The sequence below is a fragment of the Polyangiaceae bacterium genome (assembly GCA_015075635.1).
GTDB lineage: Bacteria > Myxococcota_A > Polyangia > Polyangiales > Polyangiaceae > JADJKB01.
In genome coordinates this window covers 1225657-1240186 of the sequence record JABTUA010000001.1, presented here as the reverse complement: position 1 = coordinate 1240186, position 14530 = coordinate 1225657, and the positions used below count along the sequence as shown (strand labels likewise).

The following is a 14530-nucleotide window of genomic DNA, read 5'->3' as shown; positions in this document are numbered from 1 at the left end:
CCATGAAACGCCACATCACCGCTCTAGTCTTGGTCTTGGCAGCCCTGCCCCTCTTCGGCTGCGGGCACCACTTCGAGACCACGACGCCCCAGGGCTTCGTCGAGCTCGAGGACCAGGAAGCCTACGAGTACCGCGCCACCACGGCCGACGGCCTGGTGATCGCGGTGCGAGAGATCGAGCACGACCCCAAGGGCGAGATGGCCTTCTGGACGCGCGCGATCGAGAACCGCATGCGCCAGCGCGGCGGCTACGCGCTGGTCGGCACGCGCGACGTGAAGACCAAGAGCGGCTTGGACGGCAAGCAGCTGCGCTTCGGCCACGACGAGAGCGGCAAGCCGCACCTCTACTACGTCACGATCTTCCTGACCGAGGACTACATCTTCCTGCTCGAGGCCGGCGGCACGAAGGAGCTGATGGAAAAGGGCAGCGCCGGGCTCGATCAGGCGATCGACGGCTTCCGAGTGAAGTAGACCTAAGCACGGCCCGGGGGCCCGCCGCCGCGCGTGGGCCGGGTACGGCGGGAGGTTCCGAGGTTCTGAGCGAGGGGCTCCTCGCGCACCGAGCGAGGACTCGAGCGCCCGAGGGCGAAGATCGCGCGCACCCTCGGCGACGACCGGCCGATGGGGCCCGCGATGAAACCCCACGGCGCGCGATTGGGTTGTCCCGAGCTGCCGCCGTCCCCTGGTATGCTGAGCGGCGGGTGGCGGACGTGAGCTCGCGCGCGGACCAAGCGGACGATACTCCGAGTGGCGGGCTCACGCTCCTGGTCGATGGACCGTACCGGGACGTGCTCTGGCCGCGGGATCCGCCGGACGTGCTCGTCGTGGACGACCAGCGGAAGTTCGCGGACATCGTCGCGCGGAGCCTCGAGCGCGCGGGCTGCGCCACCGAGGTGTGCACGAGCCTTCGAGAGATGTTCACGCAGATCGAGCACGCGCCGCCGGACCTCCTGGTGCTGGACCGGTGGCTCTTGGACGGGGACGGAGTCGAAGCCTGTGAGGCGCTACGGTGTCGGGGCGTTGCCGGTGGCATCATCGTCATGACCGGGGACGCCGCCGCCGGTGGCGACGCGCGCCTCGCGGGAGCCGACGACTTCATCCTGAAGCCGTTCGCGGTGAAAGAGCTCGTGACCCGCGCCGTGGCATTGACGCGCCGGGTGACGGGCAGTGTGACCGAGCGCGGCGAAGGCGATCGCAGCAAACGGCAGATCGACGAGGACTACGAATGAGTACGACGGACGGCCGAGTGGAAGAAGCCAATCGCGAGGCAGACGCGCTGGAAGAAGCTGGTGACCTGAATGGGGCTATCGATGCAGTATCGGCTGCGATTCTACTTGCGCCGGCGAGACCAAGACTCTTTGCGCTTCGCGGACGACTGTAAGTCGAGCCGCGCCTCGCCGAGCTCCCGCCGTCGAGGCCCAAGGCACCATTACACGGCCGCAGTGACGGGCTGCGCGACCAGGCCGCGCCCGTGCAGAGGGCGGCGCGGCGGGCCGCGCCCGCCGCGGCGGCCGGGCGGCCCTCGAGCCGTGCGGAAGCCCGCCCGGGCCGACAGCCCAGGCGGGCCCGCGTGCACCGAGTCAGCGCCGATACGCGAGGACCCAGAGCACGGCGATGATTCCATCGAGGGCCTGGATGCCCTGGTTCGCCTCCGAGGCGGGGAGGTAGCCGCACGCGCGCGCGATACGCAAGGCCATCAGGGTTTCCCGCGCGGAATTCAGCGCGTCTTCCAGCCGCGAGCGGCGCTTACCTGCTTTGGCCCAGACGCCCTCGCTGCCGTTGAGCGCCGCGCTGTTGCTGGCGCTCTTCATCTGCGACGCCAGATCGCGATCGTGCCGCGACACGCGGTCTGCGAGCCGATGGACGTTCTTCACCATGTCTTCGAGCGAGTCCAAGATCCTCATGACGCACTTCCTGTTCTGCTTTCTCTTCGAGAGCGACAGCTCCCCCGCGCCGCGCACAGCGCGGGTCAATGGCGAGGGCGAGCGCAGCGAGCCCGAGGCGCGGCCAGAGCCGCGCGCACCATTGAGGTGCGCGAGCACGGCGCTAAGCTGAGAAAGCGCCGAAGAGCCCGATCCCGCCCAATCCCGCCTAATCCCGATCCTGATCCTGATCCTGATCCTGATCCTGGTCCTGGTCCTGGTCCTGATCCTGATCCTGATCCCGATCCCGCCCTGATCCTAATCGGGCTGGTACACCACCGTCTGCGTCCCCTCCTGGTGGTAGTACTTCGCGTACTTCGGCCGCTGGAACGTGAGCGCACCAAACGAATTGACGACGATGCTCCACACCGCGGCGCTCCAGAACAGAGGCCCCAGTCGGAAGCCGCCGATCGCGAGCAGGCAGAACAGGAACACCGAGTAGTCGTTGGAGAAGCGGTAGCCGAACTGCACCCAGCCGGTGTTCTGGTAGAAGAGCGTGGGCACCGCCACCGCCAGCGTGGTCAGCGTGAGCCCCCAGTGCAGCCGGGTCCATTTGCGCGGCCAGAGCAGCCACAGGTAGAGCGGCGTAGTCACCCAGAGCGCCAGCCCGTGCGCGTTGATCTGGAAGCGCGGGTCGGCCGGGGCCTTGGCGATCCAGGGCAGGCTGGTCAGGACCACGCCCAGGTTCTTGCCCAGGTAGTGGTAGTTGAAGAGCCCCCACTTCTCCATGCGCGGGCGCCACAGCACCGTCAGGTAGCGGTAGCCGAACTCGAAGGCGTCGCCGAAGCGGGCGCGGTTGTACCAGGCCGCGATCGCCAGCACGCACGCCAGCGGCGCGCCGAAGGACACCAAGAGCAGGACGAAGCGGCGCTTGTCCAGGCCTGCCCAGAGCTCGCGGACTCGCCGGGACGGGCCGACCTCGCTCGCGCTGGCGCCGCTCGAGACCCGGAGCGCCTCGAACAGGAACAGCGGCACCGCGTAGAGCAGGGGCGCGCGGGTGAGGAACCCCAGCCCCACCAAGAGGCCGGCCAGCATGGGCCGCTCGGCGTCGAGGGCGCACAGCACGTAGAGCGCGGCGATGGCCGCGCCCACCACGTGCGCCGCGAACCAGACCGTGCCCTGCTCGGCGGTGAAGAAGTACACGCTGCCGAACGCGAAGAGCAGGCTCAAGACCAGGCTGAAGCGGGTGCCACGCCCCGTGAGGCCCATGCGCCGGAGCTTCTCCAGGCAGAGGAACAAGACCGCCGGCGCGATGCCCGCCAGCCAGATGAAGAACTGGCCGTCCTGAACCCGGATGGCCGAGCCGCCGAGCTTCACCAGGGGCAGGAGCAGCACCGCCGGGAAGGGCGGGAACACGATGAACCACTTGTCGCCGTACTGGGCGAAATCGTTGTTCTGGGCGTAGCCCGGCGGCGGACCCCCGAGATCGAGGCGGCCCTTCAGCCAGGCCTCGGCCAGGAGCGCGAAGTGGTTGAACGGAGTGTGCTCCGTGAGGGTCTGCCGCGAAGCGCAGGCGAAGAACACCGCGGCGGTGAGCAGGTACAGGCCGAGGGCGAGGGTCAGGCGTCGCGCGCGCCCGTCGTCGCGGAGCCTCGACCACATCGGGGTCGCAAGCTACCACAGGGCCCGGGTCGACAAATGCGCGGACTCGTGTACCTTCCGCGGCGTGTCCAAGCCTTCGTTCGTGGTACCGCTCGCCGACCTGGAGCGCGAGCCCCGCGACGTCGAGTGGGAGATCGGCGAAGCCTGGCTCGGCCGCGCCCTCGAGGGGACCGACGCCAGCCCGCTCGGGCCGGGGCGGCTCGAGGCGCGCCTGACCAAGAACGGCAAGGACGTCCTGGTGCAGGGCAAGGCCACGGCCCGGGTCAGCGTCCCCGACGCCCGCACGCTCGAGCCGGTCGAGGTCACGCTCACGTCCGAGGTGTTCCTGATGCTGGGCCCAGCCCCGACCGACGTGGGCCCCAAGCGTGGGCGGCAGCGCCCGAAAAAGCCCGGGGAAGTCGCGCCCAAGAAGCCGAAACGCGGCTGGAACGACGACCCGGAGCTGAGCGACGCCCAGGCCGGGCAGGACACTTACTCCGGCGAAGAGGTGGTCCTGGACCAGTTCGTGCGGGAGTTCCTGCTGCTCGAGCTCCCGATGGTCGTACATAAGGACTTGCCAAGCGGCCAGGCACCCGGTATCGCTCCGCCCCCGGCTCCGGAAGCGGAGGCCGAGGTGCGAGTCGACCCCCGCCTCGCCCCACTCGCGGCGATCGCAGAGCGGCTGCGCGAGCGAAAGAACTAAGGAGCAATTCCGTGGCTGTTCCGAAGCGACGAAACACTTCCAGCAAACGCAACACGCGGCGCGCCAACCACGACAAGGTGGCCGCACCGAACATCGTGCCCTGCCCGAACTGCTCGGCGCCGATGGTGTCGCACCGCGTCTGCCCGGCCTGCGGCCACTACAAGGGCAAGGCCGTGGGCAAGGCGCCGGCCAGCGACGAGTGACAGCCGCGTAGCGCGCTTTGCAGCGCGGTGGTTCAACCTTTTTGCGGTGACGTCTCGCGCGGGAGATCGTACGAGCGCCGAATGACGATCAGCGTCGGACCGCGGAGCCGGATCGCCGGCACGGGTGCCTACGTGCCCGAGCGGGTGATGACCAACGCGGAGCTGGAGAAGCTCGTCGACACCTCCGACGAGTGGATCCAGGAGCGCACGGGGATCAAGGAGCGCCGCATCGCCGCCCCGGGCGAGGCAGCGAGCGACATGGCCGTGGGGGCGGCCCGCCGCGCCCTGGAAGCCGCGGGTTTGAAGCCGACGGATCTCGACATGATCATCGTCGGGACCATCAGCGCCGACATGCCGCTGCCCGCCTGTGCGGCTTTCGTACAGCAGAAGCTCGGCTGCCCCGGCATCCCGTCCTTCGACGTGGCGGCAGCCTGCGCGGGCTTCGTCTACGCGCTGTCGATCGGCGACCAGTTCATCAAGAGCGGCGCCCACGAGAACGTGCTGGTGGTCGGCGTAGAGCTGCTCTCCCGGGTGCTCAACTGGAAGGACCGCACGACCTGCGTGCTGTTCGGCGACGGCGCGGGGGCGGCGGTGCTCACACCCGCGGCGGGTGACGGGCGCGGCGTGCTCTCGACGCGCCTCTACACCGACGCGACGCTGGCCGAGTCGCTGTGCATCCCGGCGGGCGGCAGCAAGGAGCCGGTCACGCCGGCCGGAATCGAGGCCGGTAGGGACAAGGTCCACATGGTCGGCGGCGACATCTTCAAGGTCGCGGTACGGAACCTGACCAGCGCGTCCCGCGAGGCGCTCGAGGTCGCCGGGCTCGGCACCGACGCCGTGACCTGGGTGGTCCCGCACCAGGCCAACATGCGCATCATCAGCCAGGTGGCGCAGCGCCTCGACATCCCGCTCGATCGCTTCATCCTCGACATCGAGCGCTACGGAAACACCTCCAGCGCCTCGATCCCCATCGCGCTCGACGAAGGCGTGCGCGACGGCCGCATCAAGCCCGGCGACACGGTGCTGATGTGCGCGCTCGGCGCCGGGATCTCCTGGGCGAGCGCCCTCGTTCGGATGTGAGGGACGCGATGACCACCGCCTGGCTCTTCCCCGGACAGGGAACGCAGACCGTCGGCATGGGCAAGGCGCTCCACGACGCCTCGCCCGCGGCGCGTGAGGTGTTCGAGCGCGCGGACCGAGCGCTCGGCTGGTCGCTCACTCGGCTGTGCTTCGAGGGACCGGAGGCGGAGCTCACGCTCACCGCCAACACGCAGCCGGCCATCGTGACCGTGAGCATCGCGACCTTGGCGGCAATCCGCGAAGCGCTGCCGGACATCGGTCCGCCGGCCTTCGCCGCCGGGCACTCGCTCGGGGAGTACAGCGCGCTGGTGGCCGCCGGGGCCCTGAGCCTGGAGGACGCAGTGCGCCTGGTGCACGTCCGCGGCAAGGCGATGCAGGACGCGGTGCCGGAGGGTGAAGGCGCCATGGCCGCGCTGATGGGCGGCGACGCGGCGGCGGCGGCGGAGCTGTGCCGGCAGGCTGCCGCCGACGGCAGCGTGCAGCCGGCGAATTTCAACGCGCCCGGGCAGGTGGTCATCGCCGGCAAGAAGGCCTCGGTGGAGCGCGCGATGGAGCTGGCGGAGCAGGCCAAGCAGAAGGCCATCCCGCTCAAGGTCAGCGCTCCTTTCCACTGCGCGCTGATGGCCCCGGCCGCGGCGCGCATGCGCGTCGAGCTCCTGGCCGTCAGCTTCGGCCCGCTCGCCTTTCCGGTCGTCAGCAACGTCGAGGCCCAGCCCAACCAGGACCCGGACCGGATCGCCGAGCTCTTGGTGCGCCAGATCGACGGCGCGGTGCGCTTCCAGCAGAGCATCGAGCTGATGGCGGCGGCCGGCGTGAACCGAGCCCTGGAGATCGGCCCGGGCAAGGTGCTGGCCGGCCTGGTCAAGCGCATCGACAAGCGCATCTCGGTGGTGTCCGTCGGCGACCCGGAATCGCTCCGGCGGTTGGTCGAGCTCGCCGCGACGAGTGCGTAGGATCTTTCCCGCTCGACACCGGGCGTTGCGTGGTAAACGGTCTCGGCCCGAAGGGGAGCAAGATGTTCGATCTAACCGGCAAGGTTTGTCTCGTCACCGGCGGCTCGCGCGGCATCGGACGCGCGTGCGCCGAGGCCCTGGCATCGCGCGGCGCCCACGTCGTCATCGGCTACGCGGGCAACGAGGCCGCCGCCCGGGACGCGGCGGCGGCCTGTGAGAAGGCCGGCGGCAAGGCCGAGCTCTGCCAGTTCGACGTGAGTCAGACCGCTGCCGCCGAGGCAGCCGTGGCGGAGGTCGCGAAACGCCTGGGGCGCCTCGACGTGCTGGTGCTGAGCGCGGGGATTTCCATCGACGGCCTGCTGCTCCGGCTGAAAGACGAGGATTTCGAGCGCACGCTGGCGGTGAACCTGAAAGGCGCCGTGGCCTGCGCGCGCGGAGCGCTGAAGCCGATGATGCGGGCCAAAGGCGGGCGGATCATCTTCGTGTCGAGCGTGGTCGGCGAAATGGGCAACGTCGGCCAGACGGCCTACGCCGCATCCAAGGGCGCCCTGCTCGGGGCCGCCAAGTCCATCGCGCGCGAGTACGCCTCGCGCAACATCACGGTCAACGCCGTCACTCCCGGGTTCATCGAGACCGACATGACCCGGGACCTGCCGGAGGAGGCCAAGACGGCCATGCTGTCGGCGGTGCCCCTGGGTCGCCCCGGCACCGCGGCCGACGTGGCGGCGGCCGTCGTCTTCCTGGCCTCCGACGAGGCCGGCTACGTCACCGGACACACGCTGCGTGTGAACGGCGGCATGTACATGTAACCATTAACTTTCTTCAAACCAGACGAAATCCTTACCCAACCCGGGGCGCTCCGAGGTAGGACGCGCCCCCTCTGGAGGACGAAACATGGCGGAAGGCCGCAACATCGAGGCCGAGGTCAAGCGCATCATCAAGGAGCAGCTGGACGTCGACGAGAAGGATATCAAGGCGGAGTCCACGTTCATCGACGACCTGGGGGCAGACTCCCTGGGCCTGGTCGAGCTGGTCCTGGCGTTCGAGGAAGCGTTCGAGATCGACATCCCGGACGAAGACACGGAGAAGATCCGGACCGTCCAGGACGCCATCGACTACATCGAGAAGCACGTCCCGGCCTGAGCCTGGACGTTTCGTCGCTCGGGTCGCTGCGTGATCTCTGTCACCGTGGCGGCCCGGGCACGTGCCGTGGAGCCCTGATGGAGCGCGTCGTAGTCACCGGGATTGGTCTGGTCACGCCCAACGGAATCGGGACGGAGCCCACCTGGCGGTCGCTGGTCGCCGGGCAGAGCGCCGCCGGACCGATCACGCAGTTCGAGGCGGACGAGCGTTATCCCACGCGCTTCGCCTGCGAAGTGAAGGGCTACGATCCGGCCGAGCACATGGATCGCAAGAAGATCAAGGAGGTGACTCGCTTCATCACCTTCGCGATGGGGGCGACCAAGATGGCGCTGGCGGACGCCGCGCTCGAGCTCAGCGAAGAAGAGCGGGACACCACCGGCGTGTTCATCGGCGTCGGCCTCGGCGGGCTCGAGAACCTGGAGCGCTGCACCCTCACGCTGGAGCACAAAGGCCCCGGCAAGATCAGCCCGTATTTCATCCCCTCGCTGATCGCGAACATGGCCGCGGGCCAGGTCTCCATCGCGTTCAACCTGCGGGGCCCGAGCTACGCGCACACCAGCGCGTGCTCCTCCAGCGCCCACGCCATCGGCGAGGCCTACCGCTGGATCCAAGAGGGACGTGCCAGCGTCATGGTCGCCGGCGGAGCGGAGGCCACCATCACCCCAATCGGCATCGCCGGCTTCTCGGCGATGTTCGCGCTCTCCCGGCGCAACGCCGAGCCGACCCGCGCCAGCCGGCCCTGGGACAAGGGACGCGACGGCTTCGTGTGCGGAGAGGGCGCCGGCACGCTGGTGCTCGAGTCGCTGACCCGGGCCAAGCGCCGCGGCGCGCGCATCCTCGGGGAGGTCGTCGGGTTCGGCGCAACCAGCGACGCCTACCACATCACCAAGCCACCACCGGACGGCGCGGGGGCCATGCGCGCCATGCGCATCGCGCTCGGAGACGCGAAGCTCGCCCCCGAGCAGATCGACTACATCAACGCGCACGGCACCAGCACGCCGGCCGGCGACATCGAGGAGGCGAAGGCCGTGGCCAACCTCTTCGGCAGCCACGCGCTCGACAAGAAGCTCTGGGTCAGCTCGACCAAGAGCATGATGGGGCACCTGCTCGGTGCCGCTGGCGCTGTCGAGGCAGCCCTGTGCATCAAGGCCATCGAGACGGGGCTCGTCCCGCCTACCATCAACCTGGAAGACCAAGACCCGGAGTGCCCCTTGGACTTCGTGGCCAACGAGACCCGGGAACGCCGCGTGCGTCGCGCTTTGAGCAACTCGTTTGGATTTGGCGGCACCAACGCCAGCCTCGTGCTCGCCGCGTTCGAGGGCTGAACGCCTCTCCCCGAGCCGGATCATGCAATGTCCTTCCTGCCGTTCGATGGAGAGCCGAGTGGTGGACTCGCGGCTCGTCGCCGGCGGGACCGTGACCTGGCGGCGTCGCGAATGCGACGCCTGCAAGCGGCGCTTCACCACCTACGAGCGGGTCGAGCTGAGCCTCCCGGTAGTGATCAAGAAGGACGGGCAGCGCGAGCCGTTCGACCGCCAGAAGGTCCTGGCCAGCCTGCGCATCGCCTGCAACAAGCGCCCCGTCTCGCTGGACACTCTGGAGGAGGAGGCGGAGACGCTGGAGCGCGAGCTCTCGGAGGGCGGGGAGCGCGAGCTCTCCTCGCTGGAGATCGGGGAGAAGGTCATGGATAGGCTCAAGCGCCTCGACCAGGTCGCCTACGTGCGCTTCGCGAGCGTGTACAAGTCTTTCCGGGACATCGACGAGTTCATGCGCGAGATGAGCGTGCTGGTGCGTCCGAAGGAAGGGCAGTGAACGTGGCCGACGTCGACGCAAAGCTGATGGCCCGCGCGCTCGAGCTCGCTCAGGGCGGTGACCCCTCCCCCAACCCGCACGTGGGGTGCGTCATCGCCGACGGAGCGACGATCCTCGCGGAGGCCTTCCACGAGGCCGCCGGACTCGATCACGCCGAGGTCGCCGCGCTGCGCGCGGCCGGCGACGCCGCCAAGGGCAAGACGCTCTACGTGACGCTCGAGCCGTGCAACCACGAGGGCCGGACCGCGCCTTGCGTGGACGCGATCCTCGCCGCCGGCATCAAACGCGTCGTGGTCGGCTGCAGCGACCCGAACCCCAACGTGCCGGGCGGCGGGGTGCAGAAGCTGAAGGACGCAGGCGTCGAGGTCACCGTCGGCGTGCTGGAGAAGGACGCCCGAGCGGTGATTCGCCCCTGGGCGAAGTACATCACCGAGGGCGCTTCCTTCGTGGGCGTGAAGCTCGGCATCTCGCTGGACGGTCGCATCGCGACGCGCACCGGCGCCAGCAAGTGGATCACCTGCCCGGAGTCGCGGACCCGCGTCCAGGCGCTCCGCGCCAGGCACGACGCCGTCATGGTGGGCATCAACACGGTGCTCGCCGACGACCCTCGCTTGACCGTGCGTGACATCCCTGGCCGGAGCCCGGTGCGCGTCATCATCGACAGCCGGCTACGCCTGCCGCTCTCGAGCCAGCTGGTGCAGAGCGCGCGGGAGGTGCCGACCTGCGTGGTGACCACGCCGGAGGGCCCGCGCAGCGCCGAAGAAGAGCTGATCGAGGCCGGCGTCGCCGTGATCCGGGTCGCCGCCACGGCGGAGGGTCGCTGCGACATGCGGCTGGCGCTGCGCGAGCTGGCAGCCCGCGAGGTCGTCAGCGTGCTGTGCGAGGGCGGCGCCGAGCTGGCGGGGAGCCTCCTCGCGACCGGCCTGGCCGGCGAGATGCACGTGTTCATCGCGCCGGTGATGCTCGGCCCGCGTGGTCGGCCGGGCGCGGTGGACTGGGCCGGACCGGAGACGCCGTCGGACGCCCCGCGCATCGACCCCCCGGTGTGGGAGCTGTGCGGGAACGACGCCTACGTGTCCGGGCCGCTCGTTTACCCGAAGAAGCCGGCGCGGACGACGTCGCACGGCTGACGCGGGCGCCTGGAGCACGCGCGGCTGAGGGGCGGGGCTGGCAGGGTCCGGAGCCGGATGTTAGGTTTCGCGGCAGCATGGCTCTGCGCGAGATCCTGGAATACCCCGACCCCCGCTTGCGTGAGGTGGCCAAGCCCGTGCCGCGCGTCGACGACGAAATCCGCAAGCTGGTCGACGACATGGCGGAGACCATGTACGACGCTCCGGGGGTCGGCCTGGCGGCGCCGCAGATCGGCGTGGGCCTCCGCGTCTTCGTCATCGACATCGCGAGCGAGGACGAGCCGAGCGAGCTCCGCGTCTTCATCAACCCCGAGCTCGTCGCGCTGGACGGCACCCAGATCTGGAACGAGGGCTGCCTGTCGTTTCCCGGCGTGAGCGAGGAGATCAAGCGCGCCGAGCGCGTGAAGGTGCGCGCCCTCGACCGGGACGGCAAGCCCTTCGAGCTCGACGCGGACGGCCTCCTCGCGGTCGCCGTCCAGCACGAGAACGATCACCTGAACGGCGTCTTGATGATCGACAAGCTGAGCGCTCTGAAGAAGCGCATGATGGGGCGCAAGCTCGCCAAGAAGCAGAAGTCGCAGGACGCCGAGGCCTGAGTCGGCTCGCGCCGTCCGGGCGCGAGGGAAGACGGAGCCCGACTCTGCCCCGCTCAGCGCGAGGGCGGCCGGGTGAACAGGCTGCTCTCGAGCTGGAAGCCGCGACCCGAGATCTCGTCCGCCACCTTGGGCACCGAGCCGGCAGCGTTGAAGGTGCCTTCGACCGCGCCGCCGGCGGCGGTGCGCTCCACCGTGAAGGAGAAGATGTCGGAGAGTTTGATCTCGTCGGCGCTGACGCCGGCGAGCTCCGCGACGCGCAGCACGCGCAGGCGGCTGTCGCGCAGGCGTCCAACCTCGACGACCACGTCGAAGGTGGAGGCCACCCACTCGCGTGCGGCCGCGATGCCGGCAGCCGGCCGCGCGGCGGACACGTCCGCCGCGAAGCGCGCGAGGGCGCGGCGCACGCTCGTGGCGTGGACGCTGGCCACGACCCCGGACACACCGTCGCCGACCACGTCGACGAGCGCCGCTGCGAGCGCACGGTTGGCGACTTCGACCACGAGCCGCGCACCCGGTACGTGGGCCGCGATGCCGAGGGCACGCGCCGCCTCGTCCCCCGGACCCAGCGCAAGCCGCGTGACACCCTCGGTCGAGGGCGACACGTCGTCGAGATCGAACAACACGACCTGCCGCGAGTCGCCCTGGGCCGCCGCGAGCGCCGCGACCACGGCGCTGGTCCCGGCGTCCCGCGGCCCGGCGACCAAGACGTTGAGGCGCGCCGCCACGCACTGGCCCAGGAAGGTGGCGATGGCGCGCGAGATGGTGCCGCTGCGAACCAGCTCCTCGAAGCTGGCGCCGATGCGGCGCGGCTTCTGGATCACCAACAGACCCGCCGGCGCCGCGGCGCCCACCGCGGCCCAGAGCCGCGAGCCGTCCCTGAGCTGCCGCTCGACGCTGGTCTCGTCGGCCCCGAGCGCCATGCCGGCGGCCCGGCACAGGCGGCGCACCACGCGGCGAAGCGCCTCTTCCGAAGAGAAGCCCGGCGTCACGGGCACGTGTCGGCCAGCTTTCACGGCTGAAATCGCGTCGAAGCGGGTGGCGACGATCTCGCTCACCGAGGAGTCCACCAAGAGGGGGCCGATGGCACCGAGCTCGAACAGCTCCGCCCTCGCCTCCTGCGACAGGCGGCCGACATCGACGTCGGCGGGCAGCTCTCCCTGGCTCTTCAGCTCGTGGGCGCGTTCCTCGATGGAGCGTTCGATGCGTCCGCGAGTCGATTCGTCGATGATGCCGTCGAGCAGGGCAGCGTCGAGCTCCCCGACGACGCGACCGACCAGCGAGGTGAGCGCCGACCGGTGGCTCTTGGTCTCTTCTCCGGACTGCACCATCTGGCGCAGATCGATGTCGGCGTGCGAGACGTCGACGACGCTCGCCAGCGGCATCTTCTCCGAGGGGTGTGCCTCGGAGGGCGCCTCGGGGCGTGGCGCCGAGGGCATGCGCGGCGGTCCGGGGACCTCCGGATAGCTGACGCCGCTCGCCTCCTCGAGCTCCTGCTCGGGGAACGCGGTCGCGCCCGAATCGCTGGCGGCGGCCCGCACCGCGGCTGGAACCGGACCGCTGCCCGTCTGCTCGCCGCCGGTGCTCGGCTCGCTCTGGCCCTCCGGCATCTCGATGCGCAGCACGAAGTCGCCGATGTAGATGCGATCCCCTTCGCGCACGATGGTGGCCTGGGAGATGCGGCGACGATTGACGTAGGTGCCGTTCGTGCTGTTGAGGTCGGTGACGATGAAGCGCGAGTCTCGGAAGATCAGGCGCGCGTGACGCTTGCTGACGTTGCCCTTCGGCAGCATCAGGTCGTTGCCTTGCACGCGACCGACACTGACTTCGGGGCGCTCGAAGACCTCCCGGCGTTCGGCGCCCCCCTTCTCGCTGATGACGATGGCGAACAACGACCGACTCGACTGCGTGGGGGAGATCACAAGCGGCCCGATAGATCTGCCGAAATCCCGGGGGACCTGTCAATCACGGTCCATCGGTCCCCGTGGAATTTCGCGGGCTGGGCCCGCCGGGTCGCCCCCCTCCCGTTCGTTCGGGTCAGCGGTCGGTCGGGCCGGACTGGCCCTTGACCTCGGTGGTGACCAGGGCCAAGAGCTCGCCGGCCAGCGCCATTACGTCCCGCTCCGAGAAGCCGCTGCCTCGGAGCTCGCGGTAGATGGTTTTCGCGAGGATCCGCGCGGCGCGGGGATCGTTGGGGGTCGGGCTGCTCTCGAACGGAAGTGCCATCTGGATGAACCACTCGCGGGCGGGGTGCCCGAACTACCTTTGCGGCGACTCCAGTATGAAAGAAGGATGCCAACGACGCTGGAACCTCAGATGGCCCCGCCGCGCGACCAATCGTCGCCCCGAGGCGCGTCATGACGCGGCGTGCGCAAAGGCCGCTTCGCACCCCGCCGCGAACCCTGCGCAGCACCGCGAATTCTCCCATCTTTCACTGGTTCAACCGCCTCAGTCCCGGGCTACGAAGGAGCTGGGACAGGGGTAGCTGGTGACCAGGACCTTCGCCGGGCGCTCGACGGCGGTCAGCAGGCTGGTGACCAGCTCCCGACCATCATCCCCGAAATAGAGCGCCTCCCCGACCTCCGGCGGGCCTCCGTCGGGGATCGCCACCCCGTTGGTCTGGAAGCGGACCCGTCCGGTCAGGGTCCGCTGAAGGGCCAGGTGGGAGGGCAGCCAGGTCCCGGAGCGGCGGTCCCGGACCGCCACGCAGACCGCGTCTCGGAAGTGGTACTCGGTGTTCCGCGTCACGAACATCCGGTGGCGCCGGCGGTCTCGGCCGACGAAGCTCGGGCTCTCTTGGGTGGTGGTCTCGCTCACGATCTGTCGCCTCCTGGCTCGGAGTGAGGCTGGCAGCGCAGGCGGGGTTCGGCCAAGTTTCGACGGCCGGGCTTCGCGAAGCGCTTCGCTAACGCTTCGCCGACAACTTCGTGCGACCGCGCGCCGCCCCGTACCATTTCGTTCGTGCGCGCGCGTTCGCCTGGCCCCGGGCTCCGCAAGACCGCTGGCTTGCCGGTGGTACAGCGGCGGCGCGTCGATCTCTGGCAGAGCAACGACTACCGCTGGCGCGAGCTCTTCGAGACCGCTGACGTGATGAGCGAAGGCGCGACGCGCGTCGAGCCGGATGGCCCGGTCTACTACGGCTCGACCAGCGTGCTGCTCACGCTCACCTCGTGCGGCGGCCTCGTGCCGGACGCGGACGCCGAACAGTTGCTCGCGCTCGTGCCTCGCGATCCCCACGCGCGGCTGCGCGCGGTGCGGGTGGCGTGCCTGGAGGCGCAGCTGCGGTCGGGCGGAACGCTCGGACGCGTGCAGGCAGAGGTCACCGTGAAGCGGGACCCGCGCGGCATCCGGGTCGACATCGACGTGGAAGCGGACGTACACGCGCTCGACAGCGCGGAGACGGGTTGAACG

At 69.9% G+C, this 14530-nt stretch carries 18 protein-coding genes; 13 read left to right on the top strand and 5 right to left on the bottom strand.

Going from position 1 to position 14530, the window contains the following annotated elements; translation table 11 throughout:
- Positions 1 to 2 precede the first annotated feature (2 nt).
- Together HS104_05715 and HS104_05710 are read left to right on the top strand one after the other, a co-directional pair.
- The gene (locus HS104_05715; GenBank protein MBE7479467.1) at positions 3 to 470 is read left to right on the top strand and encodes a serine/threonine protein kinase; all 468 of its coding nucleotides are present in this window, start codon (positions 3 to 5) and stop codon (positions 468 to 470) included.
- A 230-nt stretch (positions 471 to 700) separates the two neighbouring features.
- Positions 701 to 1228, top strand: coding sequence for a response regulator transcription factor (locus tag HS104_05710; protein ID MBE7479466.1), 528 nt, complete (start codon positions 701 to 703; stop codon positions 1226 to 1228).
- 351 nt (positions 1229 to 1579) lie between these two features.
- Here the strand turns inward: HS104_05710 and HS104_05705 are convergent, their stop codons facing one another.
- Positions 1580 to 1903 (bottom strand): four helix bundle protein, encoded by a 324-nt coding sequence (locus HS104_05705; GenBank protein MBE7479465.1) that lies wholly within the window; start codon positions 1901 to 1903, stop codon positions 1580 to 1582.
- Positions 1904 to 2179: 276 nt separating this feature from the next.
- Positions 2180 to 3523 (bottom strand): hypothetical protein, encoded by a 1344-nt coding sequence (locus HS104_05700; protein MBE7479464.1) that lies wholly within the window; start codon positions 3521 to 3523, stop codon positions 2180 to 2182.
- A 64-nt stretch (positions 3524 to 3587) separates the two neighbouring features.
- Here HS104_05700 and HS104_05695 point away from each other — a divergent pair, with 64 nt between their 5' ends.
- The 10 genes from HS104_05695 to HS104_05650 all read left to right on the top strand — a co-directional run bounded on the left by HS104_05695 (position 3588) and on the right by HS104_05650 (position 11122).
- The gene (locus HS104_05695) at positions 3588 to 4205 is read left to right on the top strand and encodes a DUF177 domain-containing protein (protein MBE7479463.1); all 618 of its coding nucleotides are present in this window, start codon (positions 3588 to 3590) and stop codon (positions 4203 to 4205) included.
- Between the two features lie 11 nt (positions 4206 to 4216).
- Positions 4217 to 4408 (top strand): 50S ribosomal protein L32, encoded by a 192-nt coding sequence (gene rpmF, locus HS104_05690; GenBank protein ID MBE7479462.1) that lies wholly within the window; start codon positions 4217 to 4219, stop codon positions 4406 to 4408.
- Between the two features lie 81 nt (positions 4409 to 4489).
- Positions 4490 to 5488, top strand: coding sequence for a ketoacyl-ACP synthase III (locus HS104_05685; protein ID MBE7479461.1), 999 nt, complete (start codon positions 4490 to 4492; stop codon positions 5486 to 5488).
- Positions 5489 to 5496: 8 nt separating this feature from the next.
- Entirely contained in the window at positions 5497 to 6441 is a 945-nt protein-coding gene (fabD, locus tag HS104_05680; protein MBE7479460.1) for an ACP S-malonyltransferase, read from the top strand.
- Positions 6442 to 6503: 62 nt separating this feature from the next.
- Positions 6504 to 7250, top strand: coding sequence for a 3-oxoacyl-ACP reductase FabG (locus tag HS104_05675; GenBank protein MBE7479459.1), 747 nt, complete (start codon positions 6504 to 6506; stop codon positions 7248 to 7250).
- Positions 7251 to 7335: 85 nt separating this feature from the next.
- Positions 7336 to 7584, top strand: coding sequence for an acyl carrier protein (acpP, locus tag HS104_05670; protein ID MBE7479458.1), 249 nt, complete (start codon positions 7336 to 7338; stop codon positions 7582 to 7584).
- Between the two features lie 77 nt (positions 7585 to 7661).
- Positions 7662 to 8909, top strand: a complete 1248-nt coding sequence (fabF, locus tag HS104_05665) for a beta-ketoacyl-ACP synthase II (protein ID MBE7479457.1) — start codon at positions 7662 to 7664, stop codon at positions 8907 to 8909.
- A gap of 22 nt (positions 8910 to 8931) precedes the next feature.
- Positions 8932 to 9396 (top strand): transcriptional repressor NrdR, encoded by a 465-nt coding sequence (gene nrdR / locus HS104_05660; GenBank protein MBE7479456.1) that lies wholly within the window; start codon positions 8932 to 8934, stop codon positions 9394 to 9396.
- 26 nt (positions 9397 to 9422) lie between these two features.
- Positions 9423 to 10526, top strand: coding sequence for a bifunctional diaminohydroxyphosphoribosylaminopyrimidine deaminase/5-amino-6-(5-phosphoribosylamino)uracil reductase RibD (gene ribD, locus HS104_05655; protein ID MBE7479455.1), 1104 nt, complete (start codon positions 9423 to 9425; stop codon positions 10524 to 10526).
- Between the two features lie 77 nt (positions 10527 to 10603).
- Positions 10604 to 11122, top strand: coding sequence for a peptide deformylase (locus tag HS104_05650; GenBank protein MBE7479454.1), 519 nt, complete (start codon positions 10604 to 10606; stop codon positions 11120 to 11122).
- Positions 11123 to 11175: 53 nt separating this feature from the next.
- Here HS104_05650 and tadA read toward each other — a convergent pair whose 3' ends face one another.
- The 3 genes from tadA to HS104_05635 form a co-directional block, all read right to left on the bottom strand.
- Positions 11176 to 13041: a Flp pilus assembly complex ATPase component TadA gene (gene tadA / locus HS104_05645; GenBank protein MBE7479453.1), complete on the bottom strand. Its 1866-nt coding sequence runs from the start codon at positions 13039 to 13041 to the stop codon at positions 11176 to 11178.
- A gap of 115 nt (positions 13042 to 13156) precedes the next feature.
- Positions 13157 to 13345 carry a hypothetical protein gene (locus HS104_05640; GenBank protein MBE7479452.1) on the bottom strand — a complete coding sequence of 63 codons (189 nt, stop codon included), beginning with the start codon at positions 13343 to 13345 and terminating at the stop codon, positions 13157 to 13159.
- Between the two features lie 222 nt (positions 13346 to 13567).
- Entirely contained in the window at positions 13568 to 13939 is a 372-nt protein-coding gene (locus HS104_05635) for a hypothetical protein (protein MBE7479451.1), read from the bottom strand.
- 141 nt (positions 13940 to 14080) lie between these two features.
- Here HS104_05635 and HS104_05630 point away from each other — a divergent pair, with 141 nt between their 5' ends.
- Positions 14081 to 14527, top strand: coding sequence for a hypothetical protein (locus HS104_05630; GenBank protein MBE7479450.1), 447 nt, complete (start codon positions 14081 to 14083; stop codon positions 14525 to 14527).
- Positions 14528 to 14530 lie beyond the last annotated feature (3 nt).

Bases quoted from the DNA above. Each gene is read 5' to 3' on its own strand.
- HS104_05715 (MBE7479467.1), top strand. From the start codon at position 3: ATGAAACGCCACATCACCGCTCTAGTCTTGGTCTTGGCAGCCCTGCCC.
- HS104_05705 (MBE7479465.1), bottom strand. From the start codon at position 1,903: ATGAGGATCTTGGACTCGCTCGAAGACATGGTGAAGAACGTCCATCGG.
- HS104_05700 (MBE7479464.1), bottom strand. From the start codon at position 3,523: ATGTGGTCGAGGCTCCGCGACGACGGGCGCGCGCGACGCCTGACCCTC.
- HS104_05685 (MBE7479461.1), top strand. From the start codon at position 4,490: ATGACGATCAGCGTCGGACCGCGGAGCCGGATCGCCGGCACGGGTGCC.
- fabD (MBE7479460.1), top strand. From the start codon at position 5,497: ATGACCACCGCCTGGCTCTTCCCCGGACAGGGAACGCAGACCGTCGGC.
- HS104_05675 (MBE7479459.1), top strand. From the start codon at position 6,504: ATGTTCGATCTAACCGGCAAGGTTTGTCTCGTCACCGGCGGCTCGCGC.
- acpP (MBE7479458.1), top strand. From the start codon at position 7,336: ATGGCGGAAGGCCGCAACATCGAGGCCGAGGTCAAGCGCATCATCAAG.
- fabF (MBE7479457.1), top strand. From the start codon at position 7,662: ATGGAGCGCGTCGTAGTCACCGGGATTGGTCTGGTCACGCCCAACGGA.
- nrdR (MBE7479456.1), top strand. From the start codon at position 8,932: ATGCAATGTCCTTCCTGCCGTTCGATGGAGAGCCGAGTGGTGGACTCG.
- ribD (MBE7479455.1), top strand. From the start codon at position 9,423: ATGGCCCGCGCGCTCGAGCTCGCTCAGGGCGGTGACCCCTCCCCCAAC.
- HS104_05650 (MBE7479454.1), top strand. From the start codon at position 10,604: ATGGCTCTGCGCGAGATCCTGGAATACCCCGACCCCCGCTTGCGTGAG.
- HS104_05640 (MBE7479452.1), bottom strand. From the start codon at position 13,345: ATGGCACTTCCGTTCGAGAGCAGCCCGACCCCCAACGATCCCCGCGCC.